This window comes from Streptomyces griseus, from assembly GCF_001715295.1.
Taxonomy (GTDB): domain Bacteria; phylum Actinomycetota; class Actinomycetes; order Streptomycetales; family Streptomycetaceae; genus Streptomyces; species Streptomyces griseus_G.
Window position 1 is genome coordinate 1,596,927 of record NZ_MDKB01000001.1, and the last position, 17,231, is coordinate 1,614,157.

General features: G+C 71.9%; 7 protein-coding genes. 1 reads left to right on the forward strand and 6 read right to left on the reverse strand.

Going from position 1 to position 17,231, the window contains the following annotated elements; genetic code table 11:
• Window positions 1-99 precede the first annotated feature (99 nt).
• The 5 genes from BA175_RS06310 to BA175_RS06330 form a co-directional block, all read right to left on the reverse strand.
• Window positions 100-612, reverse strand: coding sequence for a GNAT family N-acetyltransferase (locus tag BA175_RS06310; protein ID WP_069170193.1), 513 nt, complete (start codon window positions 610-612; stop codon window positions 100-102).
• Between the two features lie 225 nt (window positions 613-837).
• Window positions 838-1,098 (reverse strand): hypothetical protein, encoded by a 261-nt coding sequence (locus BA175_RS06315; protein WP_069170194.1) that lies wholly within the window; start codon window positions 1,096-1,098, stop codon window positions 838-840.
• 410 nt (window positions 1,099-1,508) lie between these two features.
• Window positions 1,509-12,554: a hypothetical protein gene (locus BA175_RS06320; RefSeq protein WP_139131372.1), complete on the reverse strand. Its 11,046-nt coding sequence runs from the start codon at window positions 12,552-12,554 to the stop codon at window positions 1,509-1,511.
• Window positions 12,555-12,920 (reverse strand): hypothetical protein, encoded by a 366-nt coding sequence (locus BA175_RS06325; RefSeq protein ID WP_069170196.1) that lies wholly within the window; start codon window positions 12,918-12,920, stop codon window positions 12,555-12,557.
• 746 nt (window positions 12,921-13,666) lie between these two features.
• Window positions 13,667-14,845 (reverse strand): serine hydrolase domain-containing protein, encoded by a 1,179-nt coding sequence (locus tag BA175_RS06330; protein WP_069170197.1) that lies wholly within the window; start codon window positions 14,843-14,845, stop codon window positions 13,667-13,669.
• 491 nt (window positions 14,846-15,336) lie between these two features.
• Between BA175_RS06330 and BA175_RS06335 the strand changes: the two genes are divergently transcribed.
• Complete coding sequence (locus BA175_RS06335) at window positions 15,337-15,987, forward strand: SMI1/KNR4 family protein (RefSeq protein WP_069170198.1); 651 nt, start codon at window positions 15,337-15,339, stop codon at window positions 15,985-15,987.
• A 684-nt stretch (window positions 15,988-16,671) separates the two neighbouring features.
• On the opposite strand, the gene BA175_RS06340 is transcribed toward BA175_RS06335, so the two are convergent.
• The gene (locus BA175_RS06340; RefSeq protein WP_069170199.1) at window positions 16,672-17,124 is read right to left on the reverse strand and encodes a hypothetical protein; all 453 of its coding nucleotides are present in this window, start codon (window positions 17,122-17,124) and stop codon (window positions 16,672-16,674) included.
• Window positions 17,125-17,231: the final 107 nt, after the last annotated feature.

Consider the following 17,231-nt stretch of genomic DNA (forward strand, 5'->3'; position numbering starts at 1 on the left):
GAGGACGCCGGTACGACGTGGGGGCTGAGCCGAGCCGCGGTAGCACTCGCACGGGACGGTCAGGGGCTCCCGAAGCACTGCTTCCGGAGCCCCTGGGCGTCATCGCTGTGAGTGGTCCGGGCTCCTCCGCCGGAAGGTGGCCGTGTGCTCCTCGGTGGCCCACCTTCGGAAGCCGGCCTTCTCCAGGACACGGACCGAGGACGTGTTCGACACGTCCACGCCCGCGGACACGGTGTGGACCTCCGACGACGTGAAGGCGAACGCCGTCAGGGCCTGGGCGGCCTCGGTGGCGTAACCGCGGCCACGCCGGGACGGGACGATGCCGTACCCGAGCTCGACGATCCCCTCGGCGGGTGGCCAGAACAGGCCGATCGAGCCCACCACCGAGCCACTTCCGCGCTCGATGACCAGGCGGTGGCCGTATACGCCGAGCCAGGCAGGGTTCCGGCCGAAGAGGCCCGCGATCACACGGTCGCCCTCGGCGGGGAAGTCGCCGGCCCAGTGCGAGGACCGGACGCCGTCGAGGACCGCGGTGGCCTCGCCCGCGGTCCAGGCCCGGAGGGCGAGACGCTCGGTGATCAGGTCGTCGGGGGCAGGTGAAGCAGAGGACATGTGTCTCTCCTGGTCGTGGGAACGACCCGGGCCGCGCTCCGTTGTCGCGCGGGCGGGACGAGGGCATGCTGACGAGGGCCGGCGGCAGCCATATTCATCAACCTCCCTGTCCCGCTGATCACGCGTCCGTCGCGTCGACGGGGACCGTATCAACCACCCTCCACCGCGCGCACCTCACTTTCCGCATTCCCACCGCTCCGGGCCGCCGCCGAACGTCACGGCCCGTCAGTTGTGTACGGACCGGTCCCGCGAGCCGACCTCGTCCGCCCCGGCCTGCACCATCTCCACGGCCGCGGATGCCGTCCGCGCGAGGCCGGTCTTCCGGGCCACTCCGTCGACGGCGGTGCCGGTCCGTGTTCCGGCATCGGCGGCCGTGAGCGCGGTGCCGGTCAGCACCGGCGCCAGATCGTCGGCCTGAGCGGCAGGGGCCACGGCAAGGAGCAGAGTTCCGGCCGCGGTCGTGGTGAGGGTTCGCCATACGTTCATGACCGGTACAACGTTCCCTCCTCACGCAGGACACGCACCCGGCCCGATTCCCGCACTCTCGTCGTGGCGTGGCGGCCGGCGCGACCTCCCGGCAGACGGCCGTCACCCCGGACCGGACGGGCGCCTCCAGGACGGATACGCCTCCCCGACGAGCGGGCGGGCGTCCTCCCTCCCCCGGCTCTCACGCGCCGCCCTCCCGGCACACAGGCGGAGGAGAGGGAGCGGGCCGGATCTCCTCGCTCCGCCCGCGCCGCACCTCGTCGAGGCGGCCCTCCACCCGGCTCAGTGCCTCCTGGACCGGTACGAGGTCCGGCAGCCCGGCCTCGGCGAAACGCTGCGTGTTCCCCGCTGAGCAGGCGCGGTGCAACCGCGTAAGGCGTCAGATGACCACCCCGCGCCGGTGGTTCCGGTCAGTCGGAGGAGTGCTCCGTGGGTGTGTGGGGCGTGCCCCGGTGGGCGCGGAGGAGCCGGTGTTGCTCCGGGGTCAGTCCGACCTCCCCGACGGGGAGTTTGTCACCGAGCAGGGCTGCGTGGGTGGCCTGGGACAGAGTGAGCGTCACTCCGATGGCGCCGAGTTCCGTGAGCGTGACCATCCCTTCCACCGGTGTCACGGGCGGGGGGACCGGGGGCCCGGACGTAGGGGAGGTGCCGGCGGTCTCGCCGTCGCCGTGGGCGGGGACGATCGGGTCCGCGCTGCTCGCGTCGTAGTGGTCCCTCCCGTTGTAGTGGATCTCGATCACCCGGGACGCACTGACGGGACCGGCCCGCCGCGTGTCGGCCAGCCGACCCTCGAAAGCCACCTCGACCCTGGCGTCGAAGGTGTGGGCGAGCAGGGGCAGGAACACCTCGCCGATGTCGCTGAGGTAACAGTCCTTCCAGCGGGACACGGCGTCCAGGACCGCACGTGTCTCCGCGGTGTCCAGGGGCGCCGTACTCGTCGGGTACACGGCGGCCAGCTCCGCGCGCAGGCCCGCCTGCGACCGGTCGACCAGCGTCTCCGCGTCCACACCGTGGTGCGCGAGCAGAGAGACGAGCCCGGCCCGGTGCAGTCGCGCGATCCGGTCCGCGAACTGCGTCACCGTCGACAGGCGCAGCTGCCCGACGACGGAGTGGGGCAACCGCCCTTCGCTCGCCGTCAGGTAGGTTTCGACGGCCTCGCGCATCGCCTCGACGACGGCGGTCTCCGGACCGCCCGGGTAGTACAGGGTCGCGGACCTGACCACCGCGCGGTGGCTCAGGTCCCCGCGTACACCACTCGGGTCGCCGAGCCAGGCGTACGCGTCGGGGTGGGACTCCGCCAGGCCGGGCAGCCTGCTGCGTATATGAGCCGGGTCGCTCGCCATGAGCGAGAAGAGGAGGCACTCCCCGGTGCCCGGGACCCGCACCGGCCGTCCCCTGGCCGCGTCGGACGGGCGCGGAGGGGCGGGCGGGTCCTGTTCCGGCTCCGGCTCGGCGGTCACGGGCAGGCGCTTCGGATCGTCGGACAGGGGTTCGATCCTCGGCGCGCCGGAGCCGGACCCGACCGTCCCGTCCGCCGGATCGGCCCCTTCCCCCGTGGGCTGTGCCGTTCCAGGTGACTGCGCCGAGGGCGCGTCCGTCTCCGCGCCGGCCTCGTCCCTCACCTCCACCACCGCGTCCGGTACGGCGAGCTGGTAGTGGCGGCCGATCAGGCTCAGCACGACACGCGGCCTCGGGCCACCCGCCCGTACGTCCAGGGAGCCCGCCAGGTGCCCGGTCGGGTCGGAGGGGCCCGGCCCGAAGTCCTGGAAGCGCCCCTCACCGTCGACGACCGTGATGTCCACGTCGAACGTCCGGGCGGCCAGCACCGGCAGCAGGTCCGCGGCCGCGTGGTCCCAGCCCACCTCGCCCGGGGCGTCCCCCGGGCGCATCAGCTGGGCGACGGCCAGCGCGGCCCGGGCTTCGGGGCCCAAGGCCACGGAGTGCGGCATCAGACCGCCCAGTCCGTCGAACTCGCGTCCTCCGGGGGTGCCTTCGCCCAGCGGCCCGGACCCGCGCAGCCCGGCCCCGGACGCTTCGGCGTCGCTGAACGTGTCGGTCTCGTCCGGGGCGACGGAGTCGAGCAGGTCCGCGTCCGACGGGTCCACGAGGCGGGCCGCGAGCGCCCGCCGCGTCGTGTCCACCGCTGCTCGCCGGTCCGCGACGTCCACCCCCAGGTCGGTGAGCAGGTACGGCGCGCTCCTGCTCAGCCCCTCCACGAGGGCGTGCAGGAAGGCGTCCCCGTCCTTCGGCACGTCGTGCAACGCATACGTGACGTGGTCGGGCGAGACCAGCCGGGCGCCGTCACCGGTGCCGGTCCTGGTGTACACCGCCGGCCTGGGTGCGGCCCGCGGCCCGGCCGGCGGAGGAGCCGCGGCCGGCTTCCGGTAGCTCACGGCCGGTGGCTCGGGCCGTCCCGCGAGACGGGCCAGCCCCTCGGCGGTCGCCGCCTCCTGGTGCCAGCGGGTGAGCTGGTCGGTCGCCGCACGCACCCGGTGGTACTCGGCTGCCGCTGTCTCCGCCGTCGTCCTCAGCGCGTCGAGCAGAGCGCGCCGTTTGTCGTAGGCACTGACGGCGGCATCGCGCCGGCCGGTGGCCGCCGCGACCCGGAGCGCCGCTGCGGCCACCGCCTCCTCCGCCCTGGTCACCTCGCGGTCGGCCTCCTCCACGGGCCCCCGCAGGACGGCGGCCCGGGCCTCGAGGGACCGCAGTTCCTCCTCGGCCGCGGCAAGCGACCGGCGGCCCTCGGCGATCCGCTCACGCAGCAGCTCCGCCCAGCCGTCGTGAGCGGCCTCACCGGCGGACTCCACAGCCGCCGCGAGGTCGGTCCGTGCCGCCTCGACCTGCTCGCCCACCTCGTCCCGGCGGGCTGTCGCCGCGGCCAGGGCGTCGCGGGGCGCCCGGGCGGCCCGGACGGCTGCCTCCAGGCTCCGGCCCTCCCCTTCGGCGGATTCCTGCGCGTCCGCGAGGGCGATCTGCGTGGCGTCCCGCTCCTCCTTCAGGCCGACCGCCGGGCGCCGTTTCTTCCAGTACGCCTTGTCGGCGTCGACCCACGCCTTGCTCGCCGCGGTGACGGCGTCCCACGCGGCCGCCACCCGGGCGGGGAAGTTCGTGTCGTCGATCAGTCCGAGGTTCCTGGCGACGTCGTCCCTGACCCAGGCCAGGGCGTACGCCTGGGAGCTCACGGCCTTCGGCCCGGGCCGGACGTGGCCGAAGGTCCCGCCGACGAAGCGGCCCACCCGGGTGTCCTTGATACCCCGCCGTACATCCGCGACGCTCAGCCAGGAGGTGGGGACGGCGAACAGGAACACCCGCCCCGTCTTGGGCTTGGTGTTGATGGAGGTCAGCTGGTCCGCCGAGGTGGGCAGCGCCTCACCCTCGCCGGCGTACGGCCCCGTGCCCGACCCGCCCAGCTGGTGGAGGCCCGTCTTGTCGGAGCTGATGAGCACGCCCACCCCGAGCGCGGAGTCCTGGGTGTTCTCCCGGCCCACGGAGGCCGCGGCACCTACCCCGGTCCGCCGCAGGACCTCCATCTTCTTGCCGTCGGCGACGGTCAGCAGCCGGGCACGGCTGAAGTCGGGCTTGGCGTACAGGTCGAGCTGAGCCCGCTCGTCGCCGGCGATGTTCTTCTCGCTCAGCCCCGGGACGCCGTAACCCTGCGGGGTGGTCGCCCGGTGGTAGTACGCCGTCAGAGCGGCGTTGCCGGTCGCGTCCTCCAGCGCCTGGGCCGATCCGGTGCCCAGCCGGGTCAGCCCGGTGTCCCTGGCCCGGCGCGGCGCGTCGGGCCCGTCCACGGAGAACCCCGCGTCGTAGGAGAGGGCGAGCGCGTAGGTGTTCGCGACCTGGATGTCGGCGAGACCGACGATACGGCGCACGTCGAAGCCGGTCTCGGGGAAGCGGAAGGGCTTCAGTGTGCCGTCCCCGTGGGGTGTGTCAGGCCCCAGCGCGTACGCCGGGGGTTCCGGCCGGGGTGCGGCGAGTCCGGTCAGTCCGGGCGCCTCCAGCAGTCCGTCGTCCGCACCGGTCTCGGGTCTCATCAGACTCATCGGGACGTGCTCGCGCAGCGTCCCGGCGGGGCCCTCCTCGGTGATGACCTGCTTCCCGCGGAACCGGTCGAACCCGGCCCGCACCGGGCCCCGTTGCCCGGAAGGCGGATCGTCGGCCTCCAGCGTGATCCGCAGGGTGTAGGGCGTCGCGATCTCCGCGTACGGTTCCGTCGAGGCCACCCGGAACACGGTCAGAGTCGATTCGGTACGGCTCTCGCCGCTGGTCTTCCGCCCGGAGCCGGTCTCCGTGAAGGTGGGGCCCGCGGCCACCGCCGTGGCGTTCTCCGTGTGGACCGCCTCGCCGACGAGGTACCCGAACTCGGCGCCCTTCGTGGTCTCCGCGCTCTCGGTGACGGTCTCGATCGCCCGCCGGTTCTCCTCCATCTCCACGCTGTGGTCCAGCATCGTGAACACGGCCTTACCCGGCACGAGTTGGACCCTGATCCGCACCTGCCGCTTCCCCAGGCGGACGCTGTGCCACCCCCACGCCCCGGTGCGGGCCGGGACCGACGTCCCGCCGCCCGTCATCTCCTTGTCCAGGGCGCGCACGACCCGGGACGAGACCAGGGTGCGTACGCGTTCCAGGCCTGCGTCGTCGAGACCGAGCGTGGCCACCCGCCGCTCGAACGCGGCCAGCACGGCGGACGGGTCCAGCGCGTTGACGGCGTACGTACCGAAGTTGTTGTCCGCGAGCCATGGTTGCGGGGACCAGCGCTCGCGGGTGTAACGCGGCACCTCGCCCATGCCGTCGTCGATCAGCCCCACCAGGTGCGCGCTCTTCTCCGGCACGTGGGCCAGCCAGCCGCCGGGCACACGCGTCATCCGCCCGGCCGCCGAGGCCAGCCAGCCGGGCACGAGCGGCCGGCCCACGGCGGCGGAGCCCAGCAGGCTGGACGCCAGCGCCAGCCAGTGCTCGGCGGTGCCCGACACCAGCACCTGGTGGCCGAAGCCCTTGCGGTTCATGTCGTGGACGAAGGAGCGGGTCACCGTCCTGCTCCTCTGGTCGGACCGCGACCAGGGGCTGGCGACCAGACCGTACGTGCCCAGCAGCCCGGGCCCGGCCGCGTGGGAGCGGGCGTACACCAGCTGCCCGCCGGTGAAGAAGGTGCGGGCCTTGGTGAGCTTCCCCGCCGACTGGCCGCTGCCGCCGAGCACCATCTCCGTGTCCATCGGCACCGCTCCGGTCAGTGCCCGGATGCCGTCCACCGCCGTGAGGTGCCGGAAGGTCGCCCAGAGGGTGGCGTAGGGGCCCTTGCCCATCAGCCCCGACGCGGTCCAGCCCAGCGGCCCGGAACTCTGGTCGAAGTTGGCCGTCAGATACTGGGCCTGGAAAGCCCGGAGCACGGCTTCACGGGTGGGTGCCCCCTCCTCGGTGAGCTGCCACGCGCCGCCCGACCCGGAGGCCATGACCTGACCGAGCGCCGCAAGGAGTGCGGGGGAGGGAACCACACCGACGGTCAGGAACGGGTGGTTCTGCAACTCCCGGAAGATCCGCGAGCCCCGGCCGTCCGGTGTGACCGGGCCCGCTTCGCCCACCAGGTCGGTGGCGCGCACCAGGCTGCCGGGCCGGGACAGGTCGCCCAGGGCCAGCGCCCGCGCCCGCTCGGGCCGCAGGACACGTACCGGCTGCGCGGCGACGGCCGCGTACGGGTCGGCCGTCCCCCGGCCGTGCGGGTCCACGGCGGGGGCGTGCGAACCGGGGATGCTGATGAGCACCTGCCCCCTCCGTGGTCCGCCACCGACCGCGCGCCCACCGGACGTGGTACCGATGAGCAGGTCCCTCGGCTGCCGGAAGACGAACGGCTGGGTCCCCAGCAGCCCCAGCGTCGCGGTCCCGCGCAGCAGACCGCGGAAGCGCCAGTACCCGCCGCGGTCCACGGTGAGCGAGAGGTCGTAGCGGTACAGGTGCGAAGGTCCGGCACTCACCGCCATCGGCTCGTACGTGGCCGTCGCACCGAAGCCGGTCTCCTCGTCGGACTGCCGTCCCGCGCGCACACCCGCACTCGGCCCGCCGGCGTTGTACGGGGCGCCGATGTCGTCGGCCATCGGGTCACGGAACGCGATCAGCCCCTCGAGCCCCAGCTCCCCGAGGCGCTTGGCGCTCTTCTGCCCGTCCACCCGCTCCACACCGACCGAGCTGTAGCGCAGCTTGAAGTCGTCCTGCACGCCGACGAAACGACGGTTGGTCAGCTCCCCGCGCAGCCATATGTAGCGGTGACCCTGCCCGACCTGGCCGGGTTCCACGAAGCGGACCCGTATCCCCGTCGTGGTCAGCGCCTCCAGATTCCCGGCCATGCTCCGGTGCGACAGCGCGGCGAGCACCTCGAGGGTGTTGGCCAGTGCCGTGCGGTACGCGTCGTCGCTGCGCCACCGCGAGGACACCGGAGGGGTGACGGCGTCCGGCCCCGACGGGCCCAGCAGGGCCGCCGTCCGCTCCCGCCACGTCCTGCGCTCCGGCGGCGCCAACTGATCGAGTCGTGCGACGAGTCCGGGATAGGCCGCCGCGAGCGCCGTCAGCACTTCGTCGGCGAAGGTGTCCAGAAGGGTGCGGGGCTGCCCCGCCGGGCCCGGCCCGCCCGTCTTCCTGCCGTCGGCGAAGGTGAACTCCTCGACCCGGTGCATGCCCAGGGTGGGTGGCCGGTCCCGGGTCAGGTACGCGGGGGCGAACGGCTCGGGCACCCCTGCCCGCACCGCCCGCCGCAGCCCGTCGTCCCACCCGGCCAGCCGCCGCGCCTCCGTGCGGGTCATCCGGTCGACGCTCCACGTGTGGAACTGCCCGGCCCGTCCGGTGCTGCCGCTGAGCTGGACGTGGACCGTTTTGCGCACCAGGTACAGACCGGTGGGATCGCCCTTGACCTGTCCGGCCGACTTGACCGCCCCCGACCCGCCGAGCCCTGCGGTGCGCGACACGGAGAAGAGATGGCGGAACGCCACGCCGAACTGGAGCCGGAGGTTCAGGACGCCGTCCGCCAGGTCGAAGAAGTTGAAGGCCGGGCCCGCGACCCCGTCGATGCCGATCGCCGCCGTCTTCTGAAGACTGCGCTCGTTGCGCACCGTCAGGGTGTTGATGTCGCGCATCTCGGCGTCGGCCGTCTCGGTGATCAGCGTCGCCCGCCCCGGCACGACGTCGACGACGAAGACACCCAGAGGCGTCCGGGCCTTGTCGTCGGCGAACAGCGGAACGGTGGTGACGCGGCCTCGGGACAGGGCCGGACTCTGCCGCTGGAAACTCAACGAGGAGAAGAAGGAGTTGAGCTCAGCGTAGGCGGTGCTGCCCGGGGCGACTCCGATCTCGGCCGCGGCCCAGTCCCGCATCCGAGAGACGGGCCCGAACCCCTCCGTCCGCACCAGCCGGTAGGACGACTGCCGGTCGAGTTCCAGGGAGCGGGGGATCCGCCCGGGGGCGGCCTTCGTCTTCGTCACACTGTCCGGCAGCCGCACGGACAGCCCGTCCCGCATCGCGAATCCGAAGACGGCGGGTGCGATGCCGGTCACGGTCCGGCCCTGTGCGTCGGTCACCCGCAGCTCGTAGTACACGTGGTCCAGGTAGACCCGTGAGCCGTCCAGCGAGCGGGTCTCCGTCTGGGTCGTGCCCTGCTCGGTCTGCCCGTACGCCACCCGGTCGGTCCAGCCCAGCCGTAGACTTATCCGCCCGAAGCCGCTGAAGGCCACCGTCCCCGCCGGCCCGACGGGCCCGCCCAGCGCCAGCTGGGTCACCGACTGCATGGTCTTGCTCTGCCCCGCCGCCCCGACCGACCGGTGCATCCCGTCCACCTTCACAGGACTGCCGTACGCATCGGTGAACTGCTCCCACTCCCCGTAGTGGCGCACGGTGAGCACCAGCATGCGCACACTGCCGTCCTCGGCCGTGTAGGGAAAGACGCGTCCGTCCCCGGCCAGCGTCTTGGGCTCGTGCGTGAACGCGTACGCGACGTCGTCCATCAGGGCGGATCCGGCCGGCCGGCCCTTCTTCGACGGTGCCGGACGCACGGTGCCGCCCCCCTGCGACAGCACGCGGCCGATCTCTGCCAGTGCCTGCTGCTTGCCGCGCAGGGCGACGTCGCTGTGCCCGAAGGTCATGCCACCCAGGACCAGGGGGAGCGGAACGTCGGACGGCGCGTCCGCGAGAAGTTCCACGACGTCGTCGATGTAGGCGGGCATCCGGGTGCCGTTGCCGAAGCCGACCGGCTCCCGCCGCCCGCCGAGCGGCCGGGGCATGTCCCGGTCCAGGACGGGCGGCCTGGTGCCGGGGAGGACGGGGGCGTACGGCTCCGCACCGGCCGTGGCCGGCCGCACGGCGGACGGGGCGCCTGCGACGGCAGGGATGAGGGCCGCGGGGGAGACGCCGGGGGCCGGGCCCGCGGGCGGGGTCACGGCAGAGGCCGGCGTCGAGGGAGTGGAACCGGCGGTGGCGGGCCGGAGGGCGGGCGGGTCCCCGATCTGTGCCGCGATCAGGTCCAGGTGACGCCCGCGCAGGCCGCCCTGGGCGAGCCCTTCGGGCGCGGGACGCCGGTAGTCCCCCATAAGGCTTCCCCCGACGTCCGGGCGGTGAGGTGCGACGGCGTGCCGGGACTCGTCGCGCAGACCGAGCATGTGCGCGATCTCGTGCGCGTAGTCGACGGCATCCCCGTCCGCCCACCACGCGGACCGCGTCATCTGCCGGTCGCGGCCGACGAGGCGGACGTTGAGCCCGTGCGGGTGCGGATCGTGCTCGACCTGCTCCACGCTCACGTGCAGCAGGTCGCCGTTCGGCAGCCGGTGACCGGGAGCGTTGAACACCGCTTCGACCCCGGCGAGAACCTTCTCCCACACGCCCGGCGGCAGCCCACCGGAACCCCCGACGCCGACCTGGACCGTCAGGTCGGTGAAGAGTTCGCCGCCTGCCTCGAAACGCCGTACGTCGAACTTCGACTGCACCACGAACTGCGTCGTACGGCCCGGTCGTTGCGGGTCAGGAGGCGTCGACAGCGGATCGACCCAGGTGGACGAGCGTGTGTCCGGCACCGCCCCGGCACGCGCCGCCTCCCAGGCGGGTGACCCCGGGCCCTCGGGCCCACCCGTCCCGGCCCCGCCGACGACCTGCGGACCGTCCGCTGCCCCGGCACCCGTCGGCTCCTGCTGCTCGGCGGACCGGATGTCCGGCGACGACGGCGCGGAAGGGGCCGGCGAAGGCGCGGACGCGCCCGGGCCGGATACGGGTGCGGCGGCGGACGGCGGAGCCGTGGACGACGTGGGAACGGGGGAGGGCAGGCCCGGCGCGCCCGCTGCCGGGGTGGTGGGAGCCGACGACAGCGGTGCCACGGCCCGGGCGGCTCCCGGGAACGCGGGCGGTGCGTGTGCCGGCGCGAGGTCAGCTCCGTATGCCACCGTCGGGCCACCGCCGGTACCCGGAGCGTCGGACCCGCCACGGGCGGTGTGGGACGCGGGGGCCCCGCTGCCGGGGGCCCCGGATCGGGCTGCCCCGGAACCGGCAGCCTCGGAACCGTCAGGGACCTCCTGACCGGAGCCATCGGCCGGACCCGTCCGGTCCACGTCGGCTGCTCTCCCCACGGGCGAGGCGGAAGCCGTCGGGGGCGAACTGGTCGGGGATGACGAGGCGGGGGCAGATGCGGCCGGTGCGACGAAGGGAGAGGACGGCGGCGCCGCGTGCGGCACGGTGGTCGCCTGCCCCCACGGCTCGCGGCCGAACACCGCGTCCGCGCCCTCACCGCTCAGCTCTCTCGCCTCGGCCGACCACTCCGGGCCCCCGACTGCCGTACCTCGCCCGGCAGTCGGGGGTCGTGCCGCCTCAGGGGCCGACGGTGTGTCGACGTCCACCGGCCACGGAGCGGGCGCATGCGCCTCGGAAGGCCCCGCCGTCCCTGTCGTCTGATCCGAGGTGGCCGGGACGAGTGGCGGCAGCCCGGTCCGCTGCGCGGCCGGACCGGAATCCGGCACGCCACTCCCGTGCGGAAACGTGTCCCACGTTCCGCTTCGGGCACCGCCCGACTGCACCGGTGCCGGTGCCGGTGCCGGTGCCGTGGCGGGCGTCGGGCCGGGCTCATGCCCCGTCCTCGGATACGCCGACGGGGGCGAGGACATCGCCGAGGAGGCCGTCGGCACCGCGGGCGGCGTGGGCGCCGGCCGTGGCGCGGACGCCGTGGCGACCGTGGGCGTGCCGGCTGCCGTGGCGGGGCCGGCCGAGGCCGACGGTGGGGTCCCCGCCGGGGACAGGAAGGCGGGCGGTGCCACCGGCGACGGCATCGGGGCAGGTACGGGCGCGGTGGCCGCGGACACCGTGGGCAGGGGCAGATCGTTCCCCGTGACGGTGCCGGGACCCGCTCCGGGCCCGGTGGGCGGTGGCACCGCACGCGTACCTGGCGCACCGCTGTCGTCGGCAGTGCCCGTTCGCGGCGGATCGTTGAGCTCGCCGGGAGCCACCGCCGGGGCGAGGAACTTGTTGTTCAGCCGGAGTGCCGCTCCGCCGATCGCCGACTCGGCGTACATGCCGAACACCCCACTGGTGCCGGACCCCACGAAGGTCTCCCACGTGAACTCCCACGTCCCGTCGAAGGCGCCGGTGACCAGTACCTCCGCAAGGCTTTCACCGAGACCTGAGACGACGAAGGCCGCGGGGACGTCGTAGACGTCGTTGAGTCCCCTGGTGACGACGGGATGCCACTTCGGGACGTCGAAGTTCGGATGTCCGACGGAGGGGCCGCCACCGTTCCTGAACCAGTTCCTGAACGTGTTCGAGGCGCGTCCCAGGACGCTCTCGAAGACACCCCCGAGAGCACCGAATGCCGCAGCCTTACCGACATCTCCCCAGTCGATGCCCGAGGGCTTGCGGCCCGGCGGGTTGAGCGCTATCTGGGCGAGCTTGACCGTCAGCATCTGGATCGTCTCGGCGAAAGCTTGGCTGAGTGCGGGCGCGAGATGGGTCATCCGCAGCAGCCGGTCGATGATCATCAGCAGGGCCAGCCGGCTGCGGGCCCGCGCCAGCGCCATCTGGGATACCGACGTACCGCCGGTGAAGAAGGCCAAGGCGGCCAGCACGGCCAGCTCGATCAGAAGCATGACGACCTCGGCGATGATCTCCCACTTCGACTCCTGGATCTTCATCGAGTAGTCGATCTGACCGCGCGCCATGTCGTCCAGCTGGTCGACGAACCCCTGGAGCCGGTCGGTCCCTCCGTCGTTCGTCAGCAGGGACAGCCCCTGGGTGTAGCCGCGTGCGACGTCCTGCGGAAGCGCGCGGCCGGCGTTGCGTACGGACTGCCTCACGGCGTCACGCAGTTCGAGTACTCGTTTCGCCAGGTCGAGATAGAGATCCCGGCTGTCCCAGGCCAGGTTCTCCCTGGCCTGTACCGGCATCTCACCGAGCAGGACCCAGAGCATCCTCCTGACGTCGTCAGGAAAATCGATCTCCCGCACTCAGTGCTTCCCCTGCCCGCCGGTGGCCCCAGGGCGCTCGTGGACCCTTCTCCCGTGGGCCTCGATCCGGTCCGTGGCGTCGGCGCGGGTGCTCTCGATGTTCTCCAGATTGGTGAGAGTCGCCGAGACCAGCGCGTCCAGGGCCTCGTACAGTCCCTGGACGATGTCCGCGCAGTACGTGTTGTTCCGCTGGTATTGCGGGCGCACCTGGCGAGCGAAATCGTCCGTCCAGCCGGGCCATGGCGTGTAGGCACTCTCCTGGTGCCGGAAGTCCTGGACCATCCGCCTCGCCAGAGCGGGCAGGCTCTTCATCTCCTCGATACTGCGCCGCAGACCGCTCGGATCCGCCTCGTACACCCCGCTCACGCCCGGCCCCCCTTCCGGGTCGCCGGTGCCCCGGGGCGCCCGCCACCGTGGGCGGGCAGGCACGGGATCGTGAGCTCGACCGTCCGTGCGTGAGCACGGACGGTCGAGCGGTACGGTCCGGCCATCTGTGTGACGGTCATGGGCCCTCTCCTCCAGGAGCCGTGTACGCCCGGACGGGCATCGCCGGCCGAAGTGCAGGTGAAACGGATCGTAAGCAGACAAGCCTCCCGCCGGGGGCTTCCCGAACGGTGTGCGGGCCGACTCTCGACCAGGGTTCATGGGCGCGCCCCGGACCGTTGTCCGGCCGTTCACCCCCTCCGGCCCATGCTTGGGTCGCACCCCTGTCTGCCCACCCCTGCACGCGGTCTTCAGAAGGACACCCGCCGACCCGCCGCCCCCATCCGCAGAGCCCAGCACCTTGTCAGGTTCGGCCACTCCGGCGCTGCGTCCGACGAACGGTCCGGAGAAAGGAAACTGGCGCGGCGCGGTATGGTCCCGTGGGACGCCGGACACGCGGCTGTCATGTGGATTTCGTCATGCCGGTTCCTCTCGGTGTCGATCACGACCCGGCACAGCTGTGCCGGGCGTACGGAGCGAAGGCGTCGCCACACGCGGGTGCGTCCGGCCGGGGGTCGCGGGAACGCGCAAGCGGCGGGCCTGCGTGGGGCAGGCCCGCCGCGGTCAGCGCCGGCAGAGATGATCGCGCTCGGTCGGCAGACCCGTCGTCGCCGGGCCGAACGCCGCCGTCACGCGCAGAACGCGGTGTCGGTGGCCGACATGACGGCCCGTGCCGCCTTCTCGGCGTCCCCGAACGTGCCCGGGAGTGCGGTCACCGCGATGCCGACGGAACGGCCGTCGTCCGTGGCGCCGCCACGGGTCTCGAATCCGTCGATGTCTCCGCCGTGCCCCCAGTAGACGCCTCCGCAGCTCAGGGGGACGCTGAACACGCCGAGTCCGTACCTCCAACCGGGCATGAGCGGCGCGTCCACGGTCGTGCGCATCTCGGCCAATTGCCGAGGAGGAAGCAGTTCGCCGTCGAGCAGTGCGCGGTCGAACTCGGCGAGGTCGCGCGGGGTGGAGACCAGCTGTCCCGCGGCCCCGCCCCAGGACGGGTCCATCGTCGTCGCGTCGATGACCCTGCCGTTCTCCGCGCTGCTGAGCGCGTACCCGTGCGGATGCGGCTCGCGGAGGGCCCGCTCACCGGGCTGGGGCCAGTAGGTGTGGCGCAGGCCTGCCTTTTTGATCACACGCCGCGTGATTTCCTCCTGGACGGGGCGTTCGGTCACCCGCTCGATCAGAAGGCCCGCCAGGAGGTAGTTGGTGTTGCTGTATTCCCACTTGGTGCCCGGGGGGAACTGTGCAGGATGGGAGAGGGCCGCCTCGAGGAGGTCATGAGGGTGGAAGAACTTGTTCTGGACCTTGGCGAAGTTCTCCACGCCGATGTGCTCGGTGTAGTTGGGCAGCCCGCTGGTGTGCTGGAGCAGCTGGCGGACGGTGATCCGGCGGCCGTCGATGCCCTCGCCGCGTACTACGCCGGGCAGATAGGTCTCCACCGGCTCGTCCAGTTGGACTCTGCCCTCGGCGACCAGCTGCAGGACGACGATCGCCGTGAACGTCTTCGTGTTGCTGCCGGCGCGGACCTGCCCGTCGCGCGGGACCGGGACGTGGCTGCCCAGCCGGGACGATCCTGCGACCAGGGTGGTCGTGCGGCCGTTCTTGTTCACGTAGGCGAGGGCGGCCGGAAACTTCTCCTGGCTGACGAGTGAGTCCAGGCTCTTCTGGAGAGCGGTGTCTTTACCCGTCCGCGAAGAGGTGCCCACCGGCTGCTGGGCGAGCGCGACGTTGGTCAGGAGGGCACCTGCGACACCCGCCACCGTCATGGCCAGCAGGCCCCTGCGCACCCTCGTTGAGATCTTCCGGTCCATCGTGTGGCTCCTTCTGCTTTCGGGTCGACACCTCCACCCTGCCGGGGTTCGACGCGAAGATCATTGGGGCTGGCCACCGGGCCGGGGGTACGCCTGGCACCACCATCGACGTAGCGCTCACCGCCCGGGACGCGCACCCGGGGTCAGGTGTGGGCCCGGCTTTCCCAGCCTGCGGTTCCCACGGCCGCATCCGCGCTCGCGTCGAGCACGGCTTCGCTCGCAGGGAGACGTGCGAGATTCTTCGCGAGTGCCGAGTGCCGAGTGCCGAGTGCCGGTTGAAGAGTGACGTGGTCCACCACGCTGCGCTCGGCGTCGCCCGTCTACACAACCTCACGTTCGCCGGGTGACGTACCACGCCTCGGATGACCAGCGGGACATCCCTCAGCGCTGTCATCAGAAGGTCACGTCCACGTCGGAGAGTGACCCCCTGAGTTGGTCCTCGCACCGGGTACGGTCGCCGATCACCGGCATTGTCATAGCCACCTGGCATCATCATCGGCGTGAGTGAGACAACTGAGCCTGAAGAAAATGAAGTTGCCGCTGTTCTGACCACGCCGGAGGAGTGGCGTGTCTTCCTGGAGCGATATGGCGAGCTGTACGTGAAGGTTCGTGCCGACGAGGAAGAGTTGGTCGATCTGCTGGACGACGATCAGCTGGAGGTTCTGGATGCTGGAGGGCGGGTTGAGCTGTGGTTGGGTGAAGTACCTGCGCGGGAGGAAGCTCTCGTGGCGTCCGAGGAGCGGCTCGGGGTGCGGTTTCCACCGAGCCTGCGGGGGTTCTTCCTGGCGAGCGACGGGTGGACGCGCCTGGACGCCTGGGTGGACGGTGTCCATCCGTGCGGCGGTGTCCTGTGGATGCGGGACAGCGATGCCGGCAGACGCGTAATTGAGATCTACGACTCGATAGCCGGCAACGAGGACGATGTTCAATTGTTCCGCCGGTCCGTGGAGATCGCCCGGGGAGAGGACTACTGGTTGCTCGATCCGACCGACGTCGGGCCGGACGGCGAGTGGGCCGCCTACGAGTTCGCACCGAAGTACGGCGACCTGACGAAGCACCCCAGCTTCTCCGCGCTGTTCCACTCCGGGTGCGAGAGCATGGACGAGGACGAGGACGAGGACGAGGACGAGGACGAGGGCTGAGTTGGTTCGTCAGGCGTCACGCTCCCATCGGGAGTGAGGCGAGGTTGACGGCTGCTTCGTAAGGAGTCGGCGGTCCTGTCGTAGCGGGTGGCGATGCCGCGCCATTGCTTCAAGGGGCTGAAGCCCTTCTTTCAGCCCGTTGAGGTTTTTGTGTGCCCCGCGGCCGAAGGCCCGGTGAGCCCGCAGTCGAAGTTCCCGCGCCGGGCTCGGTCGCGGACATGGTCGGCCCGCTCGGGAATCGTGTGGGCGATGCCCCGGCGGCGGAGGAGCCGGGCGGGCATCGCTTCCGGGCCGGAGCCCTTGGCGCCCGGGATGTGATCGGTCCGGTCGAGGGAACGGCCCGGTGCGATCGGTGCACCCGGGCTGTTCCCTCCCACGGTGAACTGGGAGCAGTTGTCGGTGGTGCCGCCCGTGACGACTGAAGCCGAGCGGACGGTTCCGGCCGGCGCAGGCCAGGTGGATCGATCCTGCTGGTCAAACCGGCTCCGGACCGGCAGACTCCCGGCTCCCGGAGCCCTCTTTCGGGCTTCGGCCGCATGTCGGTGAGCCCGGCCAAGGGGGAGTAGACCGTGACGAGCCATTCGATGTCACCCGCCGCATCGGCTTCGGCTGGGCCGGCACGGAGCGTCCGGTCGAACGTTCAGTCCTTCGCCGACCTGCGACAACGCGAGCGCAGTGTGAGGTCTATGTCGTGGGGGTGGGTCTGTTGCCTCGGGGGATGAGATGCCGGTACGCGGTGATTGCGAGGAGTGTGTAGGCAAGTATCACCAGTGCGACTGTGATGATCCATGTATGGGTGCCGGTGGGGTCGTAGACGCGTCCTGGGTTGCCGACATCGACGGCGGGTGCTGTCTGTCCTGCTGTGAACGTGTCCGGGCCGCTGCCGTAGAGTTTGACGCCCGTGCTGTGCACGGTGTTGTCGGTGGACCGGAAGGTTCCCGACCATTCGCAGGTGGTGTGTCCGGCGTGTCCGGCGCATACGAGCCGGGTCGCGGTGAAGGTACCCCGTGGTCCGTTCGCGGTGGCGGCTCTGGCGGCGTTTCCGAGGTTCGGCACGGTCATCCAGAACAGCAAAGTCCCGGTGAGGAGGAGAAGAAGGGATACGTAACCGGAGGGTTTTCTGGTGTTCGTGGTCATGGGTTGGGTTGTTTGGGTGTGCAGGTGCAGGGTGCGGTGGTGTTGTCGGGTCGGTTGGTGCGGGTGTGGTAGTACATGGCGATGATCATGGGGATGGTGACGAGGGT

What these genes read in the sequence shown, in the direction of transcription:
- BA175_RS06330 (WP_069170197.1), bottom strand. Translation starts at nt 14,845, where the DNA reads ATGGACCGGAAGATCTCAACGAGGGTGCGCAGGGGCCTGCTGGCCATG.
- BA175_RS06310 (WP_069170193.1), bottom strand. Translation starts at nt 612, where the DNA reads ATGTCCTCTGCTTCACCTGCCCCCGACGACCTGATCACCGAGCGTCTC.
- BA175_RS06340 (WP_069170199.1), bottom strand. Translation starts at nt 17,124, where the DNA reads ATGACCACGAACACCAGAAAACCCTCCGGTTACGTATCCCTTCTTCTC.
- BA175_RS06315 (WP_069170194.1), bottom strand. Translation starts at nt 1,098, where the DNA reads ATGAACGTATGGCGAACCCTCACCACGACCGCGGCCGGAACTCTGCTC.